Genomic DNA, 21,054 nt, shown 5'->3' with positions numbered 1-21,054 from the left:
GATGTGTAAAAAGAAAAGCAATGATCTCAGGAGATAGAATGATGATTACTCTGCGCAAACTTCCACTGGCACTCGCCATTGCCGCAGGCATCCTGTCTGCACAGGCGGGCGCCGTCGACTTTAAAGGTTATGCCCGTTCCGGTATTGGCTGGACAGGCAGCGGCGGCGAGCAGCAATGCTTCCAGGCGACAGGTGCAGGCTCTAAATACCGTCTCGGTAATGAATGCGAAACCTACGCGGAATTAAAACTTGGTCAGGAAGTGTGGAAAGAGGGCGATAAAAGCTTCTACTTCGACACTAACGTTGCTTATTCCGTCGCACAACAAAATGACTGGGAAGCAACGGACCCGGCATTTCGTGAAGCCAACGTGCAGGGTAAAAACCTGATCGATGCTCTGCCAGGCGCCAACATTTGGGCTGGTAAACGTTTCTACCAGCGTCATGACGTACACATGATTGACTTCTACTACTGGGACATCTCCGGTCCGGGCGCGGGTCTTGAAAACGTCGATCTTGGCTTCGGTAAACTCTCTTTGGCTGCAACCCGTTCGACTGAAGCGGGTGGTTCCGCGACCTTCGCCAGCAACAGTATTTACGATTACACGGAAAAAACCGCCAACGATGTTTTTGACATGCGTTTAGCGCAGATGGCCGTTAACCCGGGTGGTACGTTAGAGTTTGGTGTTGACTATGGCCGCGCCAATACCCGTGACGGCTACCATTTATATGATAATACCGAAACGAAAGACGGCTGGATGTTCACAGCTGAGCACGTTCAAAGCATGCTGAAAGGCTATAACAAGTTTGTCGTGCAGTACGCAACTGATGCGCTGACATCGCAGGGCAAAGGGTTATCGCAAGGCTCTGGTATCGGTATTGAGAGCAACAGCAAGTTGCCTTATAGCGCTAATAACAACGGCAGCCTGCTGCGTATCCTCGACCACGGTGCTATCTCTCTCGGCGATCGTTGGGATTTGATGTATGTCGGTATGTATCAGGACATCGACTGGGATAACAACAACGGCACCAAATGGTGGACTGTTGGTGTGCGCCCGATGTTCAAATGGACACCGATCATGAGCACCCTGTTGGAAGTAGGCTACGACAATGTGAAATCTCAGCGTACCAACGACACTAACAACCAGTACAAAATCACCCTCGCGCAGCAGTGGCAGGCAGGCGACAGCATCTGGTCTCGCCCGGCAATCCGCGTATTCGCAACCTATGCGAAATGGGACGAAAAATGGGGCTACAACACCAGTGGTAACCCGGGCACTAACGCCAACTATGGTCTGGCAACCCGCAATGGTACGGGTGGCTCAAGCTTCGGCCGTGGCGACAGTGACGAATGGAGCTTTGGTGCCCAGATGGAAATCTGGTGGTAAGGGCTTTACTCGCGTAAACAGAAGAGGGGCGCAAGCCCCTCTGATTCTTACAAACAGCGCGCTATTGCCTGGCCAACGCTGTTTTGCATCCTGAAGGTGATTAAAATGAAAATGAAAAAAAACCTCATTGCCCTGTGCCTCTCCGCGGGTATGTTGGCGGGTGTACCGGGTTTTGCACTGGCTGATGTGAATATCGTGCCACAGAACACAACAGCAGCGCCGTCGATCCCGGCATCTGCACTCCAGCAACTCACCTGGACGCCGGTCGACACGTCCAAAAGCCAGACAGTTCGGCTTGCTACCGGCGGACAGCATCTGAATGTGCCGGGTATTACCGGGCCAGTTGCGGCATTTAGCGTGCCAGCTAACATTGGTGAGCTTTCGCTGACGCTGTCAAGCGATGTCAATAAAAACACTGGGGTATTTGCGCCGAACGTGCTGGTATTTGATCAGAATATGTCGCCTGCGGCCTATTTCCCCAGCAACTATTTTACCTACCAGGAACCGGGAGTGTTAAGCGCAGATCGACTCGAAGGGGTTATGCGCCTGACGCCTGCGCTGGGTCAGCAGAAGCTCTATATCCTTGCATTCACCACCGCGAGCGATTTGCAAAAAACCACCACACTGCTTGATCCGGCTAAAGCCTATGCTAAAGGCGTGGGTAATGCGATCCCTGATATTCCCGATCCGATAGCGCGTCATGTTGCGGAGGGTGTGGTGAACCTGAAAGTGAAAAACAGTAGCAACTCCAGCATTCTGGTAGGCCCGCTGTTTGGTTCCTCGGGCCCCGGCCCGGTCACCGTGGGCAATACCGCCGCGCCGGCTTATAGCACGCAACCAGCTCCGGCTGCCGCGCCCGCTGCGGCTCCTGCTCCAGTAGCGAAAAGCGAACCGATGCTTAACGACACGGAGAGCTATTTTAACCAGGCCATCAAACAAGCTGTTGCGAAAGGCGATGTTGATAAGGCGTTGAAATTATTGGATGAAGCAGAGCGCCTCGGGTCGAAAACCGCCCGTTCCACTTTTATCGGCAGTGTAAAAGGCAAGGGGTAACAGTCTCCCCACAATGCTGATATTTGCAGCAACTGGTGCGTCGCCTGACGCACCCTTTTTCCGGCGCAGCGGTGCGCTGTTGCACACCTGTTGCGCTGATGAAAACCGAATGAACTTTCCCCGCCCGTAAAGCCTGTTCTGCGATACAATAATCCTACGTTATGTACCGGAGAGTAAGGCATGTCTCACCCCGCGCTTACGCAATTGCGTGCGCTGCGCTATTTAGACGCGATTCCTGCGCTTGAACCGCAACTGCTGGACTGGCTGTTGCTGGAAGATTCCATGACGAAACGTTTTGAGCAGCAGGGCAAAACGGTCAGCGTGATGCTGATTCGGGAAGATTTTGTCACCGCAGACGAGATAACGCAGGAGCACGGCCTGTTGCCAGAGGAGTCGCGTTATTGGTTGCGCGAAATCATTCTTTGTGCGGATGGTGAACCCTGGCTTGCCGGGCGCACCGTGGTGCCGGAGTCCACTCTAAGTGGTCCGGAGCTGGCGCTGCAACAGTTGGGAACAACGCCGCTTGGGCGTTATCTCTTTACCTCTTCTACGCTTACGCGTGACTTTATTGAAATTGGTCGTCATGAGCAGCTCTGGGGACGCCGTTCCCGCCTGCGTCTGGGCGGGAAACCGTTGATGCTGACCGAACTGTTTTTGCCTGCGTCGCCGTTGTATTAAGAGGAATCGAAAATGGAGTGGAGTCTCACGCAGAATAAGCTGTTGGCCTTTCACCGGCTGATGCGTACGGACAAGCCGATTGGTGCGTTGCTACTGCTGTGGCCGACGCTGTGGGCGTTATGGGTGGCGACGCCGGGAGTGCCGCCGCTGTGGATTTTACTGGTCTTTGTGGCGGGCGTCTGGCTGATGCGCGCCGCCGGATGCGTGGTGAACGATTACGCGGATCGTAAGTTTGATGGCCATGTTAAGCGCACCGCGAACCGTCCGTTGCCCAGTGGTGCCGTGACGGAGAATGAAGCGCGAACCCTGTTTGTGGTGCTGGTATTGTTAGCGTTTGCGCTGGTGCTGACGCTCAACATGATGACCATTCTGCTGTCGGTGGCTGCACTGGCGCTGGCATGGGTCTATCCGTTTATGAAGCGCTACACGCATCTACCGCAGGTGGTGTTGGGCGCGGCGTTTGGCTGGTCGATTCCGATGGCGTTTGCCGCGGTCAGCGAGTCAGTACCGCTGAGTTGCTGGATCATGTTCCTTGCCAATATTTTGTGGGCTGTGGCTTACGACACGCAATACGCAATGGTCGACAGGGACGATGATGTCAAAATTGGTATCAAATCGACAGCGATCCTGTTTGGCCGTTTCGACACGCTGATTATTGGTATTTTGCAGCTTGCGGTGATGGTGCTGATGGCATCCATTGGCTGGTTGAACGGGTTAAGTTGGGTCTATTACGCGACGGTGCTGATAGCGGGGGGGCTGTTTGTCTACCAGCAGGTGCTGATTGCAGGCCGTGAACGCGACGCCTGTTTTAAAGCCTTTATGAACAACAACTACGTGGGCCTGGTGCTGTTTTTAGGGCTGGCGTTCAGTTACCTGCATTAATATTTCTCACCCCTCTCCTTTCGGGAGAGGGGTGTCTTACCTTCACGCTTCTGCTTGCGTTGCGCTCTCAATCGTTAAACGCACATCCGACGTAATCAGCTCCGCCAGCATCTGGTACACGCTTAATGTCTGCGCGGGTTCCGCATCGCCAGTATCGCTAATATAGCCTTCGTCACGCAGTGTCAGCACCAGCGTACTGAAGATCGCCTTATCGAAGAACTCCGGTGCGTTGATACCGTGCAGCACCGACAGACGTTGCGCCAGCGTACGGCTCTCTTTTTCCAGCGTACTGCGGTTCATCGACGGGTTCGCACTCAGCAGCCAGAAAGTAATGGCGTAACGTTGCAGCGTTTCGCGCGCGCCTGCGGCGAGCAATTGCAGCGTGCGCGAGTGCGCCGGGTTAATGCTCACACGATCGTCTTTCACCGTCAGCAGCCCCTGGCGCAGCAGCTCCTGGGTCAGGTTTTCCAGCACCTGCGCCAGCTCTGCTTTCTCCCAACGCAGGAACAACTCCGCTTTCAGCATCGGGTAGAGTAGCTCTACATGACGCAGAATTTCCTGTTGGGAAATGGCGCGATGCTGGGTCACGATAGCCGCCAGCAACGACGGCAGCATCAGCATATGCGCAATGTTGTTGCGGTAATAGGTCATCAACACGGCCTGTTCGCGCGGCAGAATGATGATATCGCCGATAGTATCTTTCTCGACTTCAAACTTGTTCATCTGCAACGCGTGATCGATAAGCTCACTGGCGCTGGCGGACGGCGTGGTTGAATCCGGCGAATAGGGCACATTACGCATGAGCTCAAGGTAGCAACTCAACTGCTCGGTTAACTGCTCCCGCGTCAGAGAGCGCTGACGCGATGCCAACAGTGCTGTACAGCACAAGTTCATGGCGTTAGCCGCACCCGCGTTGTTAATTCGTACCATCAGATCGGCGGCAATGCCGTTCACCGTCGGCGTTAACCATGCCGGACGGATAGCTTCAATCGGATCGATCGACTCGCGCCACTCCGGCACATGATGGTTCAGGTAGTTCATCAGCGAGATAGGCTCACCGAAATTCACATACCCCTGGCCCAGATTGCGCAGCTTGCTCAGGCCTCGCACCATCTGCAACAGACTCTCTTTCTCTTTCGTCGCCCCGCGCAGCTCTTTAGCGTAGGTGCCCACTTCCATCACGTGCTCATACCCGATGTAAATCGGCACCAGCGTGATAGGACGCGTACCGCCGCGCAGCATTGCCTGAATGGTCATCGACAGCGTACCGGTTTTTGGGTCCAACAAACGCCCGGTGCGGGAACGGCCGCCCTCGACAAAATATTCGACGGAATAACCGCGGCTAAACAGCTCACCCAGGTATTCACGAAACACGGTGGAATAGAGCTTATTGCCCTTAAAGGTACGGCGAATAAAGAACGCGCCCAGGCGGCGGAAAATCGGCCCGGCGGGCCAGAAATTCAGGTTAATGCCTGCGGCGATATGCGGCGGCACCAGCCCCTGGTGATAGAGCACGTACGACAGCAGCAGGTAGTCCATATGGCTGCGGTGGCAGGGCACATAGACAATCTCGTGACCATCATGGGCCAACTGGCGCACGCGCTCGGCGTTGTGCACATTAATGCCCTGATAGAGACGGTTCCAGGTGAAGCCGAGGATGCGGTCAGTCAGGCGGATCATCTCGTATGAGAAGTTCGCCGCGATCTCTTCCATCAATGCGATAGCATTTTGCTGCGCCTTATCGTGGGAGATTTTCTTGCTGCGCGCCTCATCTTCGACTGCTCGGGCAATTGCTTTGGATGAGAGCAGCTTATTAAACAGATCCTGACGCGCAGGCAGGCGCGGGCCAACTGCGGCAAGGCGTTGACGGGCGAAGTGCATACGCGCGACGCGTGCCAGTTTCTGCGCGATAATTTTGTCTGTGCCGTGTTCTGTCGCCATGCGACGCAATGAAACAGGCGGTGAAAAACGCACAAAGCTGTCGCGACCAAGCCAGGACACAGCGAAGAATTTCTGGATGCCGTTGAGCATGCGCAAAGGCGGGTTGACTTCGCCCTTCTCACGCCCGGGGGAGCGACCAAACATCACCGATACCGGTACCATTTGCACATCCAAATCCGGATGACTGCGGTGGAGATCCAGGTAATCATGGAACAGTTTGATGGATTCTTCTTTTGGCGTGTAATAGGTAAATACACGCGGCCCGCCGTGGATAAACACGTAACGCGGTAGCAGTGCGCCGTCGATTTCCAGCGGTTCCAGTGGGTCTGGCAACTCATGCGCCAGACACTGAGCGCGCAGCGTCATCAAGTCTGCCTTGGAGTTGTAAGGCAGCACATACATGATGGGACGTGAGGTATCGAGACCCAGTTCCTGTGCAGGTTCTGCGGGGATCGATTTACTTTTTACCAGCACGCTTAATGGTAAATTCAGTAATTTGTAGTAAATTCGTGGCCAGCCGGACATAAAGGATGTAAAGCCTCTGGGTTAATAGTGCCATTGCGCCGCAAGAATATCAGAAAGCGCGCATAATTTCTGTTGTACCTCTTCGTGCTTACATAGACATTGATGCTCATTAGATAAAAAGGTTCTTTTCATGGCCAATAATACCACTGGATTAACCCGGATCATTAAAGCGGCGGGCTATTCCTGGAAAGGCGTTCGTGCCGCATGGATAAATGAAGCGGCGTTTCGCCAGGAGGCCGTCGCGGTCGTGCTGGCCATTATTATTGCCTGCTGGCTCGATGTGGATCCCATCACGCGCGTACTGCTGATTGGTTCGGTATCGCTGGTAATGATCGTTGAAATCCTCAACAGTGCAATTGAAGCGGTGGTGGATCGGATTGGCGCGGAATTTCATGAACTTTCCGGGCGAGCGAAGGATATGGGGTCGGCAGCGGTGCTGATGTCTATCCTGCTGGCGCTGTTTACCTGGATCTCACTGCTCTGGTCGCATTTTCGATAACGCTTCCAGAATTCGATAACACTCTGGTTATTTGCTTAAATTTGGTTCCAAAATCACCTTTGACTGTATATACTCACAGCATAACTGTATATACACCCAGGGGGCGGAATGAAAGCATTAACGGCCAGGCAACAAGAGGTGTTCGATCTTATCCGCGATCGCATCTCCCAAACAGGTATGCCGCCGACACGTGCGGAAATCGCGCAACAATTGGGGTTCCGTTCCCCAAATGCGGCTGAAGAACACCTCAAAGCGCTGGCGCGCAAAGGGGTTATCGAAATCGTATCTGGCGCATCACGCGGTCTTCGCTTGCTGCTTGAAGAAGAAGACGATCTCGGACTGCCGCTGATCGGCCGCGTGGCCGCTGGTGAGCCGCTGCTGGCGCAGCAGCATATCGAAGGGCATTACCAGGTCGATCCTGCGCTCTTCAAACCGCATGCGGATTTCCTGTTGCGCGTGAGCGGAATGTCAATGAAAGACATCGGCATTATGGACGGCGACCTGCTCGCGGTGCATAAAACGCAGGATGTACGCAACGGCCAGGTCGTTGTGGCGCGTATTGAAGACGAAGTGACCGTTAAACGTCTGAAAAAACAGGGCAACACAGTTGAACTGTTACCGGAAAACAATGAGTTTTCCCCGATTGTTGTTGATCTGCGCGATCAAAACTTCACCATTGAAGGACTGGCGGTAGGCGTCATTCGCAATGGCGAGTGGCTGTAACGCCTCCCTTATTCGCTGCGGTGCTGTTTTACGCTCCGCAGCGTTAATGCCTTTCCCCGATCGATTCTGACGCTGCTATGCCGCTGCTGACTGCATCCGACAAAGCGCTGTGGCGACTTGCCCTGCCAATGATCTTCTCCAATATCACTGTCCCGTTGCTGGGGCTGGTGGATACGGCAGTGGTCGGGCATCTGGATAGCGCAGTCTATCTGGGTGGTGTGGCCATCGGCGCGACAGCGACCAGCTTCCTGTTTATGCTGCTGCTGTTTCTGCGAATGAGCACCACCGGGCTCACGGCTCAGGCATACGGTGCGAAAAATGCGCCTGCGCTGGCTCGGGCGTTAGTGCAGCCACTGCTGCTGGCGATGGGCGCTGGCGTGCTGATTACACTCTTACGCGTGCCACTTATCGATCTGGCGTTGCACATTACCGGCGGCAGCGCTGCGGTGCTGGAGCAGGCGCGGCGCTTCCTTGATATCCGCTGGTTAAGTGCTCCGGCATCGCTCGGTAACCTGGTGCTGCTGGGATGGCTTTTGGGCGTGCAGTATGCCCGCGCACCGGTGATCTTGCTGGTGGTGGGCAACGTTCTCAATATTGTGCTTGATGTCTGGTTGGTGATGGGGCTGGGCATGAACGTTCAGGGAGCGGCATTAGCAACGGTGGTGGCGGAGTACGCGACCTTTGCGCTCGGCCTGTTGATGGCACGACGTGTGCTGGTTATGCGCGGTATCACCTTCCCGGTGCTGAAGGCGGCCTGGCGCGGCGGCCTTGGACGCTTGCTGGCGCTTAATCGGGACATCATGCTGCGCTCGTTATTGTTACAGCTCTGCTTTGGTTCGATAACCGTGTTCGGCGCGCGTCTTGGCGGCGAAACCGTGGCGGCGAATGCGGTGCTGATGATGTTTCTGACGTTCACTGCCTATGCGCTGGACGGGTTCGCTTATGCAGTGGAAGCCCATTCCGGGCACGCTTATGGCGCGCGTGACGACACGCAGCTTAAGCTCATCTGGCACGCGGCATGCCGCCAGGCTGGTCTGGTGGCGTTGGCGTTCTCAGCGGTGTATGCGCTGGCCGGGGAGTCAATTATCGCGTTACTCACCTCACTGCCAGCCTTGCAAAACATGGCCGGGCACTACCTTATCTGGCAGGTGATCCTGCCGGTGGTGGGCGTGTGGTGTTATTTGCTGGATGGCATGTTTGTAGGCGCGACGCGCGGTGCAGAAATGCGCAACAGCATGGCGGTTGCCGCTGGAGGGTTTGCCCTGACGTTGTTGACGGTGCCGACGCTGGGCAACCATGGCCTGTGGCTGTCGCTGACGGTGTTTCTGGCGCTGCGAGGGCTGACTTTAGCATGGGTGTGGCGTCGTCACTGGCGCAATGGCACCTGGTTTTCCGGTATTGGCCACCCCTGACCCCTCTCTTTTCTTATACTTCTTTCTCCCGCCTCGTTAATACTGCTTTCTTTGTCGTAAATGGTTAAAGATTCCGAATATAAACCAACTGGCAGTATTCCTGACTACAATGATCAGTACGTTCAGCGTAACAGGAACGTAACTTTTAACCGAACGATAAGGAGTCAACGATGAACAAAGACGAAATCGGCGGTAACTGGAAGCAGTTTAAAGGTACTGTGAAAGAGAAATGGGGCAAGTTGACCGATGACGATATGACCGTCATCGAAGGCAAACGTGACCAACTGGTGGGTAAAATCCAGGAGCGTTACGGTTACGCAAAAGATGAGGCAGAAAAGGAAGTTACGGATTGGGAAAGCCGTAATGATTACCGCTGGTAACGGACATTGACCCTCAATGTGTTGATTTTGTGAGCGTTACCCTGCCCAAGTGGTACACGGATGTACCCTCCCTTTATCTTTCACGTTTTACCGGTGTTGGCTGCGCTTTCTCGCCCGGGTCACATACTGATGTATGCTCCCCGGAACGCGTACGCTTGCCGCCTGGGTAAAACGCGAAATCTTTCGGGATGTCCCGTTATCTTTGATGTGTTACCGGTGTTGGCTGCGCTTTTTCGCCCGGGTCACATACTTATTCCCCGGAACGAACTATCAGCGCTATTAACGCGGTTTTTTCTTTACAAGAATGCTGTGATCGTGATGGCAGTGCTCATGATGACGGCAGGCCTCCACTTCCACACAGGCGGCGCATAAACCGTGTGCTTCAATCACGTTATGGCGCAGGGCAAAACCCATCTTCGCCGCCAGCGCGTGCATAATATCTTCCACGCCTTCCGCCTGCTCTTCTTTCACCGACCCGCAGCGATCGCAAATAAACATGGCGGACGTGTGCGTCGGTTGATCAAACAAATGGCACAGCACATAGCTGTTAGTCGACTCTACCTTATGAACAAACCCTTGCTCCAGCAGGAAATCCAGCGCGCGGTAGACGGTTGGCGGCTTAGCCTGCGGCTCGCTGACGCGTAATAAGTCGAGCAGATCGTAAGCGCTGATTGCCCCTTGCTGCAGGCTCAGTAATCGCAGCACTTCAAGACGCTGGGGAGTCAGGCGCACATTGCGCTGCGCGCACAGCTTTTCAGCCTGCACTAACATCTCTTGCGAAGTGGTCTTATCCATGGGCGCTCTCTGTTTCGGGGGAAGCAATAAACCCGTACTTTACCATGTCCGGCGCGAAACGCCGAGATCGCGTCCTGGGATCCGTTTTTCGCCGATATATCCACGAACTCATCAGCGTCTTCTATAAATAATGAGTGTCATTAATCACAAAAATCACTTCTGTCGATTATTTTTCGTTCAGAAGATTTAGCTACTTTTTCCTATGTTATTCGCAGCAATAGAGCCTTCCTGTTTAGCAAATACTAATCAGGTTTAAAAAAAACTCATTCTGACTACGAGACGCATACTGTGAAAAAAAATCTCAAATTTTCGGTGGTCGCGATAGCTGTCTCCTTCGTTGTGGCAAATCAGGCGGGAGCAGCCAATACCTGGGCGGAAGCACGTAATGATGCAATGGGGGGAACCGGTGTTGCCTCCGCAAACTATGGCAGCGGCGCCCTTATTAACCCGGCACTGCTGGCAAAAGCCAAACCGGAAGACGATATCACCGTTATTCTGCCTAGTGTGCAGGCGCAAATTACCGATAAGGACAATCTGCGCGACGAAATCGACAATATCAGTGACAAAATCGACAGCTATCGCGATGTCGTTGATAACCTCACCGCCGCGCAATTTCTCGCTAACCCTCTGGGTACCATCGGTCAATTCCAGAGTGCTGCCAAAGACCTGGCGAATGAACTGACTTTCCTGAACGGGAAAACCGCGCGGGCCAAAGCGGCGGCGGGTATTGCTGTCAGCATTCCAAACGATGTGCTCTCGGTGGCTTTTGTCACCAAAGCCTATGCGCATGCCATTGTTAGCTCGTCGGTTGATCAGCAGGATATTACCTATTTACGCAGTATTCAGAACAGTACAACGGTTGCAGCAACTGAAGCGCTAAATGCCGTTGTGTCGCCAAATGGCAGCAATGAGATCACCAAAAATCTCAACTCCACGGCATCCGGTCGTGCGGCTGTTGTATCGGATTACGGCGTTGCGGTTGCCCGGCAGTTCGAGGTGGGCGGCATCCCTTTATCTCTGGGCGTGACGCCAAAGCTCCAGAAAACCTGGGTCTGGAACTACACTACCTCTATTTATGACTATCACAGCAGTGAGTGGAGCAATAGCCGCTATCGTACCGATGACACCGGCTTTAACGTGGATGTGGGTGCGGCGGCAGATTTAGGGGAAAACATCTCTGTTGGTCTGACCGGTACAAACCTGATTTCCCGTGATATCGACACCAAAGATGTCCTGATCCGCAACGGCAGAACCGGGCAGACGGTCAATTATAAAGACACTTACCAGATTAGCCCGGTGGTGACGGCCGGGGTGTCATGGCATAACGATCTGGTGACGTTAAGTGCCGACGGTGATTTAACCGAAACCAAAGGCTTTAAGAGCGAGAAGGACTCCCAGTATGTGGGCGTCGGCGGTGAAATTCGTCCGCTGAGTTGGCTGGCGGTTCGGGCCGGTTATCGCGCTGATGTGAAAGGCGATGACAAAAACGTCTTTACGGGTGGTGTCGGTTTCGCGCCGTTTAACCGGGTTCACGTCGATTTAATGGGGCTGGTAGGCGAAGACAAAACATGGGGTGCTGGTGCGCAACTTAGCGTGACATTCTAAGGTACAACCAGACGAAGACAAAACCGGCGGCGCGTGGCCTCCGGTTTTTTTACACGGTTATTTGTTGCTCAACGTATTAAAACTGGTCATCAGGTTACGGTAATCCGGAATATGGTTCGAAAACAGGTTACCCAGGCCTTCAATATCATTACGCCAGTCACGGTGTAATTCGCAGGCGATGCCAAACCAGGTCATCAACTGTGCGCCGGCTTTTGACATGCGATCCCAGGCCGAATGTCGCGTAATATCGTTGAATGTCCCGGATGCGTCGGTGACGACAAATACCTCAAAACCTTCTTCCAGCGCCGATAGTGCAGGAAAGGCCACACACACTTCCGTTACAACACCGGCAATGATCAACTGTTTTTTACCGGTCGCTTTTACCGCTTTAACAAAGTCTTCATTATCCCAGGCGTTGATATTGCCAGGACGAGCAATATACGGCGCATCAGGAAATTGCGCTCTTAGCTCAGGAACGAGAGGACCATTAGGGCCAGTTTCGAAGCTGGTGGTGAGAATGGTGGGAAGCTTAAAATATTTAGCGAGATCGCCTAATGCCAGAACGTTATTTTTAAATTTGTCTGGATCGATATCTCTCACTAATGACAGTAAACCCGTCTGGTGGTCAACGAGGAGAACAGCAGCGTTATTTTTATCGAGGCGAACATACGGTGTAGTCATCTTCTTTAACTCCTTTTACCCGTTACGGTGGTTAATAGCGTCAGGCTATTGACGAACATTTCCTATGCCTACCAAAAATGATAGGTGTCGATCGTGTTTTGTACAAGTTCATGCCGGTTATTGCGCTATCGGGTTGTACTGAATGCCATCGGGTTTAAGGTGTTCCATTATGCTAGAATGACGCCCCGCTATTTCAGGTGCCGTTATTTGCCTGACCTGGGCGGGCCTGATACCTCTATTTTTTAACTGCCAAAATTGCACGGTAATCCTACATGACAAAAAACCAGCAAACCCGCCTGATGCCCACCGATTCTGCTTATCACTGGTCTGGCAGGTTTAGCGTGGCGCCGATGCTCGACTGGACGGACAGGCACTGTCGTTACTTTCTGCGACTGTTGTCGCGTCAGACGCTGCTGTACACCGAGATGGTGACCACCGGTGCGATTATTCATGGTAAAGGCGATTACCTGGCGTACAGTGAAGAAGAGCACCCGGTCGCATTGCAGCTTGGCGGCAGCGATCCGGCGCAGCTTGCCCATTGTGCGAAGCTGGCTGAAGCGCGCGGCTATGATGAAATTAATCTCAATGTCGGCTGCCCGTCCGATCGCGTGCAGAACGGTCGCTTTGGTGCTTGCCTGATGGGAGAAGCGCAACTGGTTGCCGATTGCGTCAAAGCGATGCGCGATGTGGTCTCTGTTCCGGTGACGGTGAAAACGCGTATTGGTATCGACGATCAGGACAGTTACGAATTTCTCTGCGACTTTATCGGTACGGTTGCCGGTAAAGGTGAGTGCGAGTCCTTTATTATTCATGCCCGTAAAGCCTGGCTCTCCGGTTTAAGCCCGAAAGAAAACCGTGAGATCCCACCGCTGGATTACCCGCGTGTCTATCAGCTGAAGCGCGATTTCCCGCAGTTGACGATGTCGATTAATGGCGGGATTAAGTCGCTGGCGGAGGCCAAAGCTCATCTGGAACATATGGATGGCGTGATGGTGGGCCGCGAAGCCTACCAGAACCCGGGGATTCTGGCGTCGGTTGATCGGGAAATTTTTGGCGCGGAGGTCGGCGATGCCGATCCGGTGGCGGTTGTTCGCGCGATGTATCCCTACATAGAGCGTGAACTCAGCCAGGGGGCTTACCTGGGGCACATCACCCGCCACATGCTGGGCCTGTTCCAGGGGATCCCTGGGGCGCGCCAGTGGCGCCGCTACCTGAGTGAGAATGCTCACAAGGCCGGCGCAGATGTTGAGGTTGTTGAGAAAGCGCTCAGTCTTGTTGCTCAGGCGCGTTAAAAGTTCACTAAAACCTGGTCAAATTCACTAAAACCTGCACACCAGTGCAGGTTTTTTTATTGCTGAATCAGTAAGTTAAGGTTGGCATATTTCTTGTAATAGAAGAATGAGTTACCTGGTTTGTGGAGAGCGCTATGTTGGAACTACTGTTTATTATCGGCTTCTTTATTATGTTGTTGGTGACCGGCGTGTCGCTGCTGGGTATTGTGGCGGCGCTGGTTGTGGCAACCGCAGTGATGTTTTTAGGCGGGCTTTTTGCGTTGATGATCAAACTGTTGCCCTGGCTATTGTTGGCTGTTGCCGTGGTCTGGATCATTCGCGCTATCAAAGAACCGAAGCTCCCACGTTATCAACGCAATAACCGTTGGCGTTACTAAAGTATTGAGTGGTGCGTCACAACCCTGAAACATTTAGTGGCGCATTGCTTAGAACCGCATAGGATTTGCTTATCAAATCTGTCACTATCGCGACGTTAACGAATTCATCGCGCTGTACCCTACAATGCAGCCGAACTAAAAAAAGAAAGGGCTTCCTGCGGGAAGCCCTAATTCTTTCCGGCGATGAACTCAAGGGATCAATAAGCTTGAACCCTGGGTTGCACGGCTTTCCAGCACCTCATGTGCGCGCTGTGCATCCTTTAAAGCAAATTTCTGGCTCTCTGCCACATCCACTTTAATGACGCCGCTGGCAATCAATGAGAACAATTCATTGCTGGCTTCCTGCAACTCTTCCCGCGTGGTGATGTAGCCATTAAGGGAAGGGCGCGTGGCATAGAGCGAACCTTTCTGGTTGAGAATACCGAGGTTCACGCCGGTAACCGGACCGGAGGAGTTACCAAAGCTGACCATCAGGCCACGGCGACGCAGGCAATCGAGCGAGATCTCCCAGGTATCTTTCCCGACCGAGTCGTACACCACGCCCACCTTTTTGCCGCCGGTAAGCTCTTTCACGCGTTCGACCACATTCTCTTCGCTGTAGTTGATCACCTGCCAGGCACCGGCCTGCAATGCACGCTGCGCCTTTTGCGCTGACCCCACGGTGCCAATCAGTTTCGCGCCGAGCGCTTTCGCCCATTGGCAGGCAATAAGCCCAACGCCGCCCGCCGCCGCGTGAAACAGGAATACCTCGTCGGGTTTGATCTCCCAGGTTTTGCGCAGTAGGTAGAAGACCGTCAATCCCTTCAGGTAAGCGGCTGCGGCTTGTTCGAAAGAGATGGCATTCGGCAGGATCGCCGCTTTATCGGCAGGGACATTGTGTACCGAGCTGTAAGCGCCCAGCCCTGATTGCGCGTAGACCACGCGATCGCCCACCTTAATGTGCGTCACGCCGCTGCCCACTTTGCTGACGACGCCGGCTGCTTCGGTGCCCAGCCCGCTCGGCAAAGACGGCGGCGGGTAAAGTCCGCTGCGGATATAGGTATCAATGTAGTTGATACCTATGGCTTTGTTTTCCACCTGGATTTCGTTTTCCGCTGGTGCTGTGGGGGTAAACTCCACGGCTTTCAGCACGTCAGGGCCGCCATGCTTGTGAAATTCTATTCGTGTCGCCATGCTTCCTCCTGAACTCTGTGATAATCTTTCGAACCATTCATTACCTTGGTAGCTCCATTCACTATGGCAGGAAATAAACCCTTCAACAAACAGACTGAATCCCGCGACGTACAGCTTGAGGGGATGAAAGTGCCTCCGCATTCCATTGAAGCGGAGCAGTCAGTGTTGGGCGGTTTAATGCTGGATAACGAACGCTGGGATGACGTCGCCGAGCGTGTTGTCGCGGATGATTTTTACACGCGTCCGCACCGCCATATTTTCACCGAAATGCACCGCCTGCAGGAGATGGGCAAACCCATTGACCTGATTACGTTGGCGGAATCGCTGGAGCGTCAGGGGCAACTGGAGATCGTTGGTGGTTTCGCTTACCTGGCGGAACTGTCCAAAAATACGCCAAGTGCGGCGAACATCAGCGCCTATGCGGATATCGTGCGTGAACGGGCCGTGGTCCGTGAGATGATCTCGGTGGCGAATGAAATCGCCAATGCCGGTTTCGATCCGCAGGGGCGCACCAGTGAAGATTTGCTCGATCTGGCGGAGTCGCGGGTCTTCAAAATTGCAGAAAGCCGCGCGAATAAAGACGAAGGCCCGAAGAATATCGCCGATGTTCTTGAAGCGACCGTCTCGCGTATCGAGCAGCTTTTCCAGCAACCCCATGATGGCGTAACCGGGGTCAATACCGGCTATGACGACCTCAATAAGAAAACGGCGGGTTTGCAGCCGTCAGATTTGATTATCGTCGCGGCGCGTCCGTCGATGGGTAAAACGACATTTGCAATGAACCTCGTCGAAAATGCGGCAATGTTGCAGGATAAACCAGTGCTTATTTTCAGCCTGGAGATGCCATCTGAGCAGATTATGATGCGTTCCCTGGCGTCATTGTCGCGGGTTGATCAGACACGCATTCGTACCGGTCAGCTCGACGATGAGGACTGGGCGCGTATCTCCGGCACCATGGGTATCCTGCTGGAAAAACGCAATATCTATATTGATGACTCCTCCGGTCTGACCCCGACGGAAGTCCGTTCCCGTGCCCGACGTATCGCCCGCGAACATGGCGGCATCGGGCTTATCATGATTGACTACCTTCAGTTGATGCGCGTGCCGTCGTTGTCCGACAACCGTACGCTGGAAATCGCCGAAATCTCCCGCTCACTGAAAGCGCTGGCCAAAGAGTTGCAGGTGCCGGTGGTGGCGCTGTCGCAGCTTAACCGCTCTCTGGAACAACGTGCCGATAAACGTCCGGTCAACTCCGACCTGCGTGAATCCGGCTCCATTGAGCAGGATGCGGACTTGATCATGTTTATCTATCGTGATGAGGTTTATCACGAAAACAGTGACTTAAAAGGCATTGCGGAAATCATTATTGGTAAACAGCGTAACGGCCCTATCGGGACGGTGCGCCTGACATTTAACGGGCAGTGGTCGCGCTTTGATAACTATGCGGGGCCTCAATATGATGACGAATAAATTTCCGTCATCCTTCGTGCCGCAGGTGCGTTGACGGAGCCCGCTCACCCGGTCACTTAGTTTACTAAGCTCCCGGCGATCCCCGGGTTTATCTCCCTCCTGCGACACGAATGATTCAGGAAATTCTTTTAGTAAGGAATTGAAATGCAAGCGGCAACCGTAGTAGTGAACCGCCGCGCTCTGCGACACAATCTGCAACGCCTGCGCGAACTGGCCCCCGCCAGTCGACTGGTTGCAGTCGTGAAAGCGAACGCCTATGGACACGGTCTTCTTGAGACCGCGCGAACGCTCCCTGATGCCGACGCTTTTGGCGTCGCCCGTCTCGAAGAAGCCCTGCTCCTGCGTGCAGGCGGCATAACGCAACCGATCCTGCTGCTGGAAGGTTTTTTCAATGCCGAAGCGTTGCCGCTGGTCGCTGAACATCAGCTACAGACCGTCGTCCACAGCGAGGAACAGCTTAAGGCGCTGGAAACGACCCCTCTGAACGCGCCAGTCACCGTGTGGATGAAACTCGATACCGGCATGCACCGTCTTGGGGTGCACCCCAATGAAGCGGAGGCCTTTTATGCCCGCTTGTCGCAGTGTAAAAACGTCCGCCAGCCAGTGAACGTCGCCAGCCATTTTGCCCGTGCCGATGAGCCGGAGTGCGGCGCGACGGAACGCCAGCTCGATATTTTCACCACCTTTACCGACGGTAAGCCAGGCCTGCGCACGATTGCTGCCTCCGGCGGCACGTTGCTGTGGCCGCAATCGCACTTCGACTGGGTGCGTCCGGGCATTATTCTGTATGGCGTATCGCCGCTGGAAGACAAACCCTGGGGTGCAGATTTCGGTTTTCAGCCCGCGATGACCCTGACTTCACAGCTTATTGCTGTGCGCGAACATAAAGCAGGTGATGCTGTAGGGTATGGTGGCACCTGGCAGAGCGAACGCGACACCCGCCTGGGCGTGGTCGCGATGGGTTACGGCGATGGCTATCCTCGTGCTGCGCCTTCCGGTACGCCGGTGCTGGTTAACGGGCGTGAAGTGCCGATTGTGGGGCGGGTAGCGATGGATATGATTTGCGTCGACCTGGGGCCGGAAGCAGAAGATCGCGCCGGTGATAGGGTCGTGTTATGGGGCGAAGGGTTACCCGTTGAACGCATCGCTAAAATAACGAAGGTAAGTGCTTACGAACTTATTACGCGCCTGACCGCCAGGGCGACACTGAAATACATCGACTAAAAAGGATTGCCCTTTGTCTCCAATGGAAATCGCCGCCTGCCTGGCCTATGCCCTCTCTGTATGGCTTGCCGCGCGCAATAACATGCACACCTGGTGGACGGGGATTATCGGCTGTGTGCTGTATGGCTGGGTGTTTTACTCGGTGCAACTGTACGCGGACGTCACCCTGCAAGTGTTCTTTATTGCCAGCAGTATTGCCGGGTGGGTCAATTGGCTGAAAGGGAATCATGGCAGTGAACTGGCGGTGCGCAAAACGCCGATCGGTCGGCTGTTGCCCATGCTGGCTGGCGCGTTGCTGGTGGCGGGCGGTTATGCGTGGTTGCTGCACCGTTTTACCAACGCGTGGTCGCCGTGGCTGGATTCCGCCATCATGGTGTTCAGCGTGCTTGCGCAGTTCATGCTGATGGGGCGCAGGCTCGAGAGCTGGTATTTCTGGCTACTGGTCAACACCATTGCCGTACCGCTTTATGCGGCGCGCGATCTCTGGCTGACCGCCGGGTTGTATCTCGTTTTTTGGTGTAACGCATGGCACGGTCTGTACCAGTGGCGCAAGGCGCTGGTCGCGCGATGACACGTTTCGCCAGTGGACTGGTGGTGGGGAAGTTCGCCCCGCTGCATTGTGGTCATGAGCGGCTGATCAATGCCGCGCTGGCCCAGTGTGACCGCGTCTGGCTGATTAGCTATTCGCAACCGGAAATACCGGGTTGTGAGCCAGAAAAACGCGAACGCTGGCTGCGGGAGCGGTTTCCGCAATGTGAAATCGTTGTTCTGACCCCGGAGCGCGTTGCAAGCTGGGGGCTCGGTGCGTTGCCGCATAACGATGCTCCCGGTGACCAGCATCGGCATTATATGGCCGACCTCTGTTTGCAGGTTCTGAACTGCTGCCCACAAGCGGTCTTTACCGCTGAAGATTACGGCGACGGCTTTGCCCGCGTGCTCAGTGAACGTTTTGCTCAGCCTGTGGTGCATGTACGCTTACAGCGTGAGCAGGGCGCACAGGCACCTTCCGGCACGCTGATCCGGAGCGATGTCCACCGTTGGCGGCAGATGCTCTCGCCCAGTGTCTATCGGGATTTTGTTCAACGCATTTGCCTGCTGGGAGGTGAATCCACCGGTAAAAGCACTCTGAGCGCAGCCCTGGCGCAGGCGCTGGAGACGGTTTACGTGGCGGAATATGGCCGGGAGCGCTGGGAAGAAAAGGGCGGTGAACTGGCGTACGATGATTTGCTGATTATTGCGCAGACACAGGTAAGGCGTGAAGACGCGGCGCTAGCGGCCCGTTGGCTGGTATGCGATACCTCGCCACTCACGACGTTGTTCTATACGCTGGAGATGTTCGGCAAGGCGCCGGATGAGCTATACACACTGGCAGAGCGGCACTATCACTGGGTGGTGCTGTGTGAAGATGATTTTCCTTTTGTGCAGGACGGCACGCGGCAGGATGAAACGTTCCGCCAGCGGCAGCAGGCATGGTACGTTGACCAATTGACACAGCGCGGCATCCCTTTTCTTCGCGTGCGGGGTTCGGTAAACCAGCGCGTGGCACAAATCCTTACGGCTCTTCGCGGCTAACACGCTTATTTTTCGCCACTATCATTGCTGCTCTCGACCTTCCCTGACTTCCGGTTTATTGTGTGAGTTCATGCCTACTGTAAACCTGGAGAATACACGCGTGTTTCAGAAAGTTGACGCCTACGCTGGCGACCCGATCCTCTCTCTTATGGAGCGGTTTAAAGACGATCCGCGTAGCGACAAAGTTAACCTCAGTATCGGGCTCTATTACAACGAAGACGGCATCATTCCACGCTTGCAGGCTGTCGCCGAAGCAGAAGCGCGCCTCAATGCGCAGCCGCACGGCGCGTCTCTGTACCTGCCGATGGAAGGGTTGAACAGTTACCGTATGGCGATTGCGCCGCTGCTGTTTGGCGCGGACCATCCCGTGCTGGAACAAAAACGTGTTGCGACAGTACAGACGTTGGGCGGTTCCGGTGCGCTGAAAGTGGGTGCAGATTTTCTGAAACGTTACTTCCCCGACTCGGGCGTATGGGTGAGCGATCCGACCTGGGAAAACCACGTTGCCATTTTTGAAGGTGCCGGTTTTGTAGTAAGTACTTACCCCTGGTACGACAATGAGACCAATGGCGTGCGTTTCTCTGCTTTCCTGGAAAAACTGAATACGCTGCCGGCACAAAGTATCGTTCTGCTCCATCCTTGCTGCCATAACCCGACCGGCGCGGATTTAACCAACGCGCAATGGGATGACGTGGTTGAGGTTGTAAAAGCACGCAATCTGATCCCCTTCCTCGATATCGCGTATCAGGGCTTTGGCGCAGGCATGGAAGAAGATGCCTACGCGATTCGCGCGATGGCCCGTGCCGGGTTGCCAGTGTTGGTCAGCAACTCCTTCTCCAAGATTTTCTCCCTGTATGGCGAGCGTGTCGGTGGCCTCTCCATTGTGTGTGAAGACGCAGCTGCCGCCGATCGCGTACTCGGTCAGTTAAAAGCCACCGTTCGCCGTAACTACTCCAGCCCGCCGAATTTTGGTGCGCAGTTGGTAGCGACCGTGCTGGGCGATGCGGGGTTGAAAGCCTCATGGCTGGCGGAAGTGGAAACGATGCGCACCCGCATTCTGGCAATGCGCCAGGAACTGGTAAAGGTTCTGAAAGAGGCGGTACCGGGCGGTAATTTTGATTATCTGATCAAGCAACGCGGCATGTTCAGCTATACCGGTCTGAGCGCACAGCAGGTAGAAAGATTGCGTGAAGAGTTCGGTATTTACCTGGTGGCCAGCGGGCGTATTTGTGTTGCCGGTCTGAATAGTCGCAATGTGCATCGTGTCGCGCAGGCTTTTGCATCAGTGATGTAAGTACTTGCTCACATTTTCATCCTGATCCCCTGCTTTTCAGCAGGGGGTTATTCCCCCGTATTCTCTTATTCTATGGCTAATCCGCAGAAAATC

At 54.4% G+C, this 21,054-nt stretch carries 19 protein-coding genes and 1 pseudogene; 16 read left to right on the top strand and 4 right to left on the bottom strand.

The annotated features are described in order from the left end of the window. The first annotated feature begins 38 nt into the window (after positions 1-38). From O9K67_RS23035 to ubiA, 4 genes are all read left to right on the top strand, one after another. Positions 39-1,385 (top strand): maltoporin, encoded by a 1,347-nt coding sequence (locus O9K67_RS23035; RefSeq protein ID WP_061498864.1) that lies wholly within the window; start codon positions 39-41, stop codon positions 1,383-1,385. Between the two features lie 105 nt (positions 1,386-1,490). Continuing rightward, the gene (gene malM, locus O9K67_RS23030; protein ID WP_061498861.1) at positions 1,491-2,438 is read left to right on the top strand and encodes a maltose operon protein MalM; all 948 of its coding nucleotides are present in this window, start codon (positions 1,491-1,493) and stop codon (positions 2,436-2,438) included. A 180-nt stretch (positions 2,439-2,618) separates the two neighbouring features. Beyond that, positions 2,619-3,116 (top strand): chorismate lyase, encoded by a 498-nt coding sequence (gene ubiC, locus O9K67_RS23025; RefSeq protein WP_061498857.1) that lies wholly within the window; start codon positions 2,619-2,621, stop codon positions 3,114-3,116. 12 nt (positions 3,117-3,128) lie between these two features. Beyond that, positions 3,129-3,998 (top strand): 4-hydroxybenzoate octaprenyltransferase, encoded by an 870-nt coding sequence (gene ubiA / locus O9K67_RS23020; protein ID WP_061498854.1) that lies wholly within the window; start codon positions 3,129-3,131, stop codon positions 3,996-3,998. 42 nt (positions 3,999-4,040) lie between these two features. Here the strand turns inward: ubiA and plsB are convergent, their stop codons facing one another. Beyond that, positions 4,041-6,464 carry a glycerol-3-phosphate 1-O-acyltransferase PlsB gene (plsB, locus tag O9K67_RS23015; RefSeq protein WP_061498853.1) on the bottom strand — a complete coding sequence of 808 codons (2,424 nt, stop codon included), beginning with the start codon at positions 6,462-6,464 and terminating at the stop codon, positions 4,041-4,043. A gap of 130 nt (positions 6,465-6,594) precedes the next feature. Here plsB and O9K67_RS23010 point away from each other — a divergent pair, with 130 nt between their 5' ends. The 4 genes from O9K67_RS23010 to O9K67_RS22995 all read left to right on the top strand — a co-directional run bounded on the left by O9K67_RS23010 (position 6,595) and on the right by O9K67_RS22995 (position 9,478). Further along, entirely contained in the window at positions 6,595-6,963 is a 369-nt protein-coding gene (locus O9K67_RS23010) for a diacylglycerol kinase (RefSeq protein WP_061498849.1), read from the top strand. A 108-nt stretch (positions 6,964-7,071) separates the two neighbouring features. Next, the gene (gene lexA / locus O9K67_RS23005) at positions 7,072-7,686 is read left to right on the top strand and encodes a transcriptional repressor LexA (protein ID WP_061498844.1); all 615 of its coding nucleotides are present in this window, start codon (positions 7,072-7,074) and stop codon (positions 7,684-7,686) included. Positions 7,687-7,763: 77 nt separating this feature from the next. Beyond that, entirely contained in the window at positions 7,764-9,098 is a 1,335-nt protein-coding gene (gene dinF, locus O9K67_RS23000) for an MATE family efflux transporter DinF (RefSeq protein ID WP_061498841.1), read from the top strand. 170 nt (positions 9,099-9,268) lie between these two features. Continuing rightward, positions 9,269-9,478, top strand: a complete 210-nt coding sequence (locus O9K67_RS22995; protein ID WP_061498838.1) for a CsbD family protein — start codon at positions 9,269-9,271, stop codon at positions 9,476-9,478. A gap of 279 nt (positions 9,479-9,757) precedes the next feature. On the opposite strand, the gene zur is transcribed toward O9K67_RS22995, so the two are convergent. Continuing rightward, positions 9,758-10,273, bottom strand: a complete 516-nt coding sequence (zur, locus tag O9K67_RS22990; RefSeq protein WP_061498835.1) for a zinc uptake transcriptional repressor Zur — start codon at positions 10,271-10,273, stop codon at positions 9,758-9,760. Positions 10,274-10,561: 288 nt separating this feature from the next. Here zur and O9K67_RS22985 point away from each other — a divergent pair, with 288 nt between their 5' ends. After that, entirely contained in the window at positions 10,562-11,878 is a 1,317-nt protein-coding gene (locus O9K67_RS22985; RefSeq protein ID WP_061498832.1) for a conjugal transfer protein TraF, read from the top strand. Positions 11,879-11,935: 57 nt separating this feature from the next. Here O9K67_RS22985 and ycaC read toward each other — a convergent pair whose 3' ends face one another. Then, positions 11,936-12,559, bottom strand: coding sequence for an isochorismate family cysteine hydrolase YcaC (gene ycaC, locus O9K67_RS22980; protein WP_061498830.1), 624 nt, complete (start codon positions 12,557-12,559; stop codon positions 11,936-11,938). Between the two features lie 255 nt (positions 12,560-12,814). Here ycaC and dusA point away from each other — a divergent pair. Together dusA and pspG are read left to right on the top strand one after the other, a co-directional pair. After that, positions 12,815-13,851 (top strand): annotated as a pseudogene (gene dusA / locus O9K67_RS22975) (tRNA dihydrouridine(20/20a) synthase DusA). 134 nt (positions 13,852-13,985) lie between these two features. After that, the gene (pspG, locus tag O9K67_RS22970) at positions 13,986-14,228 is read left to right on the top strand and encodes an envelope stress response protein PspG (protein ID WP_061498824.1); all 243 of its coding nucleotides are present in this window, start codon (positions 13,986-13,988) and stop codon (positions 14,226-14,228) included. A gap of 189 nt (positions 14,229-14,417) precedes the next feature. Here the strand turns inward: pspG and O9K67_RS22965 are convergent, their stop codons facing one another. Then, on the bottom strand, positions 14,418-15,401 hold the full coding sequence (locus O9K67_RS22965) for a quinone oxidoreductase (RefSeq protein ID WP_061498821.1): 984 nt from the start codon (positions 15,399-15,401) through the stop codon (positions 14,418-14,420). A 63-nt stretch (positions 15,402-15,464) separates the two neighbouring features. On the opposite strand from O9K67_RS22965, the gene dnaB reads away from it, so the two are divergent. From dnaB to tyrB, 5 genes are all read left to right on the top strand, one after another. Further along, complete coding sequence (gene dnaB / locus O9K67_RS22960) at positions 15,465-16,871, top strand: replicative DNA helicase (RefSeq protein WP_061498819.1); 1,407 nt, start codon at positions 15,465-15,467, stop codon at positions 16,869-16,871. Positions 16,872-17,015: 144 nt separating this feature from the next. After that, on the top strand, positions 17,016-18,095 hold the full coding sequence (gene alr / locus O9K67_RS22955; protein ID WP_061498817.1) for an alanine racemase: 1,080 nt from the start codon (positions 17,016-17,018) through the stop codon (positions 18,093-18,095). Positions 18,096-18,108: 13 nt separating this feature from the next. Next, a complete protein-coding gene (gene pnuC / locus O9K67_RS22950) occupies positions 18,109-18,666 on the top strand; it encodes a nicotinamide riboside transporter PnuC (protein WP_170933831.1) in 558 nt (185 codons plus the stop codon). Then, the gene (locus tag O9K67_RS22945) at positions 18,663-19,667 is read left to right on the top strand and encodes an AAA family ATPase (protein ID WP_061498811.1); all 1,005 of its coding nucleotides are present in this window, start codon (positions 18,663-18,665) and stop codon (positions 19,665-19,667) included. Before pnuC ends, O9K67_RS22945 begins: the two co-directional genes overlap by 4 nt. Positions 19,668-19,767: 100 nt before the next feature. Then, entirely contained in the window at positions 19,768-20,961 is a 1,194-nt protein-coding gene (gene tyrB / locus O9K67_RS22940) for an aromatic amino acid transaminase (RefSeq protein WP_061498809.1), read from the top strand. The last annotated feature ends 93 nt before the right edge of the window (positions 20,962-21,054 follow it).

Source organism: Kosakonia oryzendophytica (assembly GCF_027886705.1).
In the GTDB taxonomy this organism is placed as follows: Bacteria; Pseudomonadota; Gammaproteobacteria; order Enterobacterales; family Enterobacteriaceae; genus Kosakonia; species Kosakonia oryzendophytica.
Note: the sequence above shows the minus strand (reverse complement) of the source record. Positions and strands in the feature narration are given on the sequence as shown.

Bases quoted from the DNA above. Each gene is read 5' to 3' on its own strand.
- O9K67_RS23035 (WP_061498864.1), top strand. From the start codon at position 39: ATGATGATTACTCTGCGCAAACTTCCACTGGCACTCGCCATTGCCGCA.
- malM (WP_061498861.1), top strand. From the start codon at position 1,491: ATGAAAATGAAAAAAAACCTCATTGCCCTGTGCCTCTCCGCGGGTATG.
- ubiC (WP_061498857.1), top strand. From the start codon at position 2,619: ATGTCTCACCCCGCGCTTACGCAATTGCGTGCGCTGCGCTATTTAGAC.
- ubiA (WP_061498854.1), top strand. From the start codon at position 3,129: ATGGAGTGGAGTCTCACGCAGAATAAGCTGTTGGCCTTTCACCGGCTG.
- plsB (WP_061498853.1), bottom strand. From the start codon at position 6,464: ATGTCCGGCTGGCCACGAATTTACTACAAATTACTGAATTTACCATTA.
- O9K67_RS23010 (WP_061498849.1), top strand. From the start codon at position 6,595: ATGGCCAATAATACCACTGGATTAACCCGGATCATTAAAGCGGCGGGC.
- lexA (WP_061498844.1), top strand. From the start codon at position 7,072: ATGAAAGCATTAACGGCCAGGCAACAAGAGGTGTTCGATCTTATCCGC.
- dinF (WP_061498841.1), top strand. From the start codon at position 7,764: ATGCCGCTGCTGACTGCATCCGACAAAGCGCTGTGGCGACTTGCCCTG.
- O9K67_RS22995 (WP_061498838.1), top strand. From the start codon at position 9,269: ATGAACAAAGACGAAATCGGCGGTAACTGGAAGCAGTTTAAAGGTACT.
- zur (WP_061498835.1), bottom strand. From the start codon at position 10,273: ATGGATAAGACCACTTCGCAAGAGATGTTAGTGCAGGCTGAAAAGCTG.
- ycaC (WP_061498830.1), bottom strand. From the start codon at position 12,559: ATGACTACACCGTATGTTCGCCTCGATAAAAATAACGCTGCTGTTCTC.
- pspG (WP_061498824.1), top strand. From the start codon at position 13,986: ATGTTGGAACTACTGTTTATTATCGGCTTCTTTATTATGTTGTTGGTG.
- O9K67_RS22965 (WP_061498821.1), bottom strand. From the start codon at position 15,401: ATGGCGACACGAATAGAATTTCACAAGCATGGCGGCCCTGACGTGCTG.
- dnaB (WP_061498819.1), top strand. From the start codon at position 15,465: ATGGCAGGAAATAAACCCTTCAACAAACAGACTGAATCCCGCGACGTA.
- alr (WP_061498817.1), top strand. From the start codon at position 17,016: ATGCAAGCGGCAACCGTAGTAGTGAACCGCCGCGCTCTGCGACACAAT.
- O9K67_RS22945 (WP_061498811.1), top strand. From the start codon at position 18,663: ATGACACGTTTCGCCAGTGGACTGGTGGTGGGGAAGTTCGCCCCGCTG.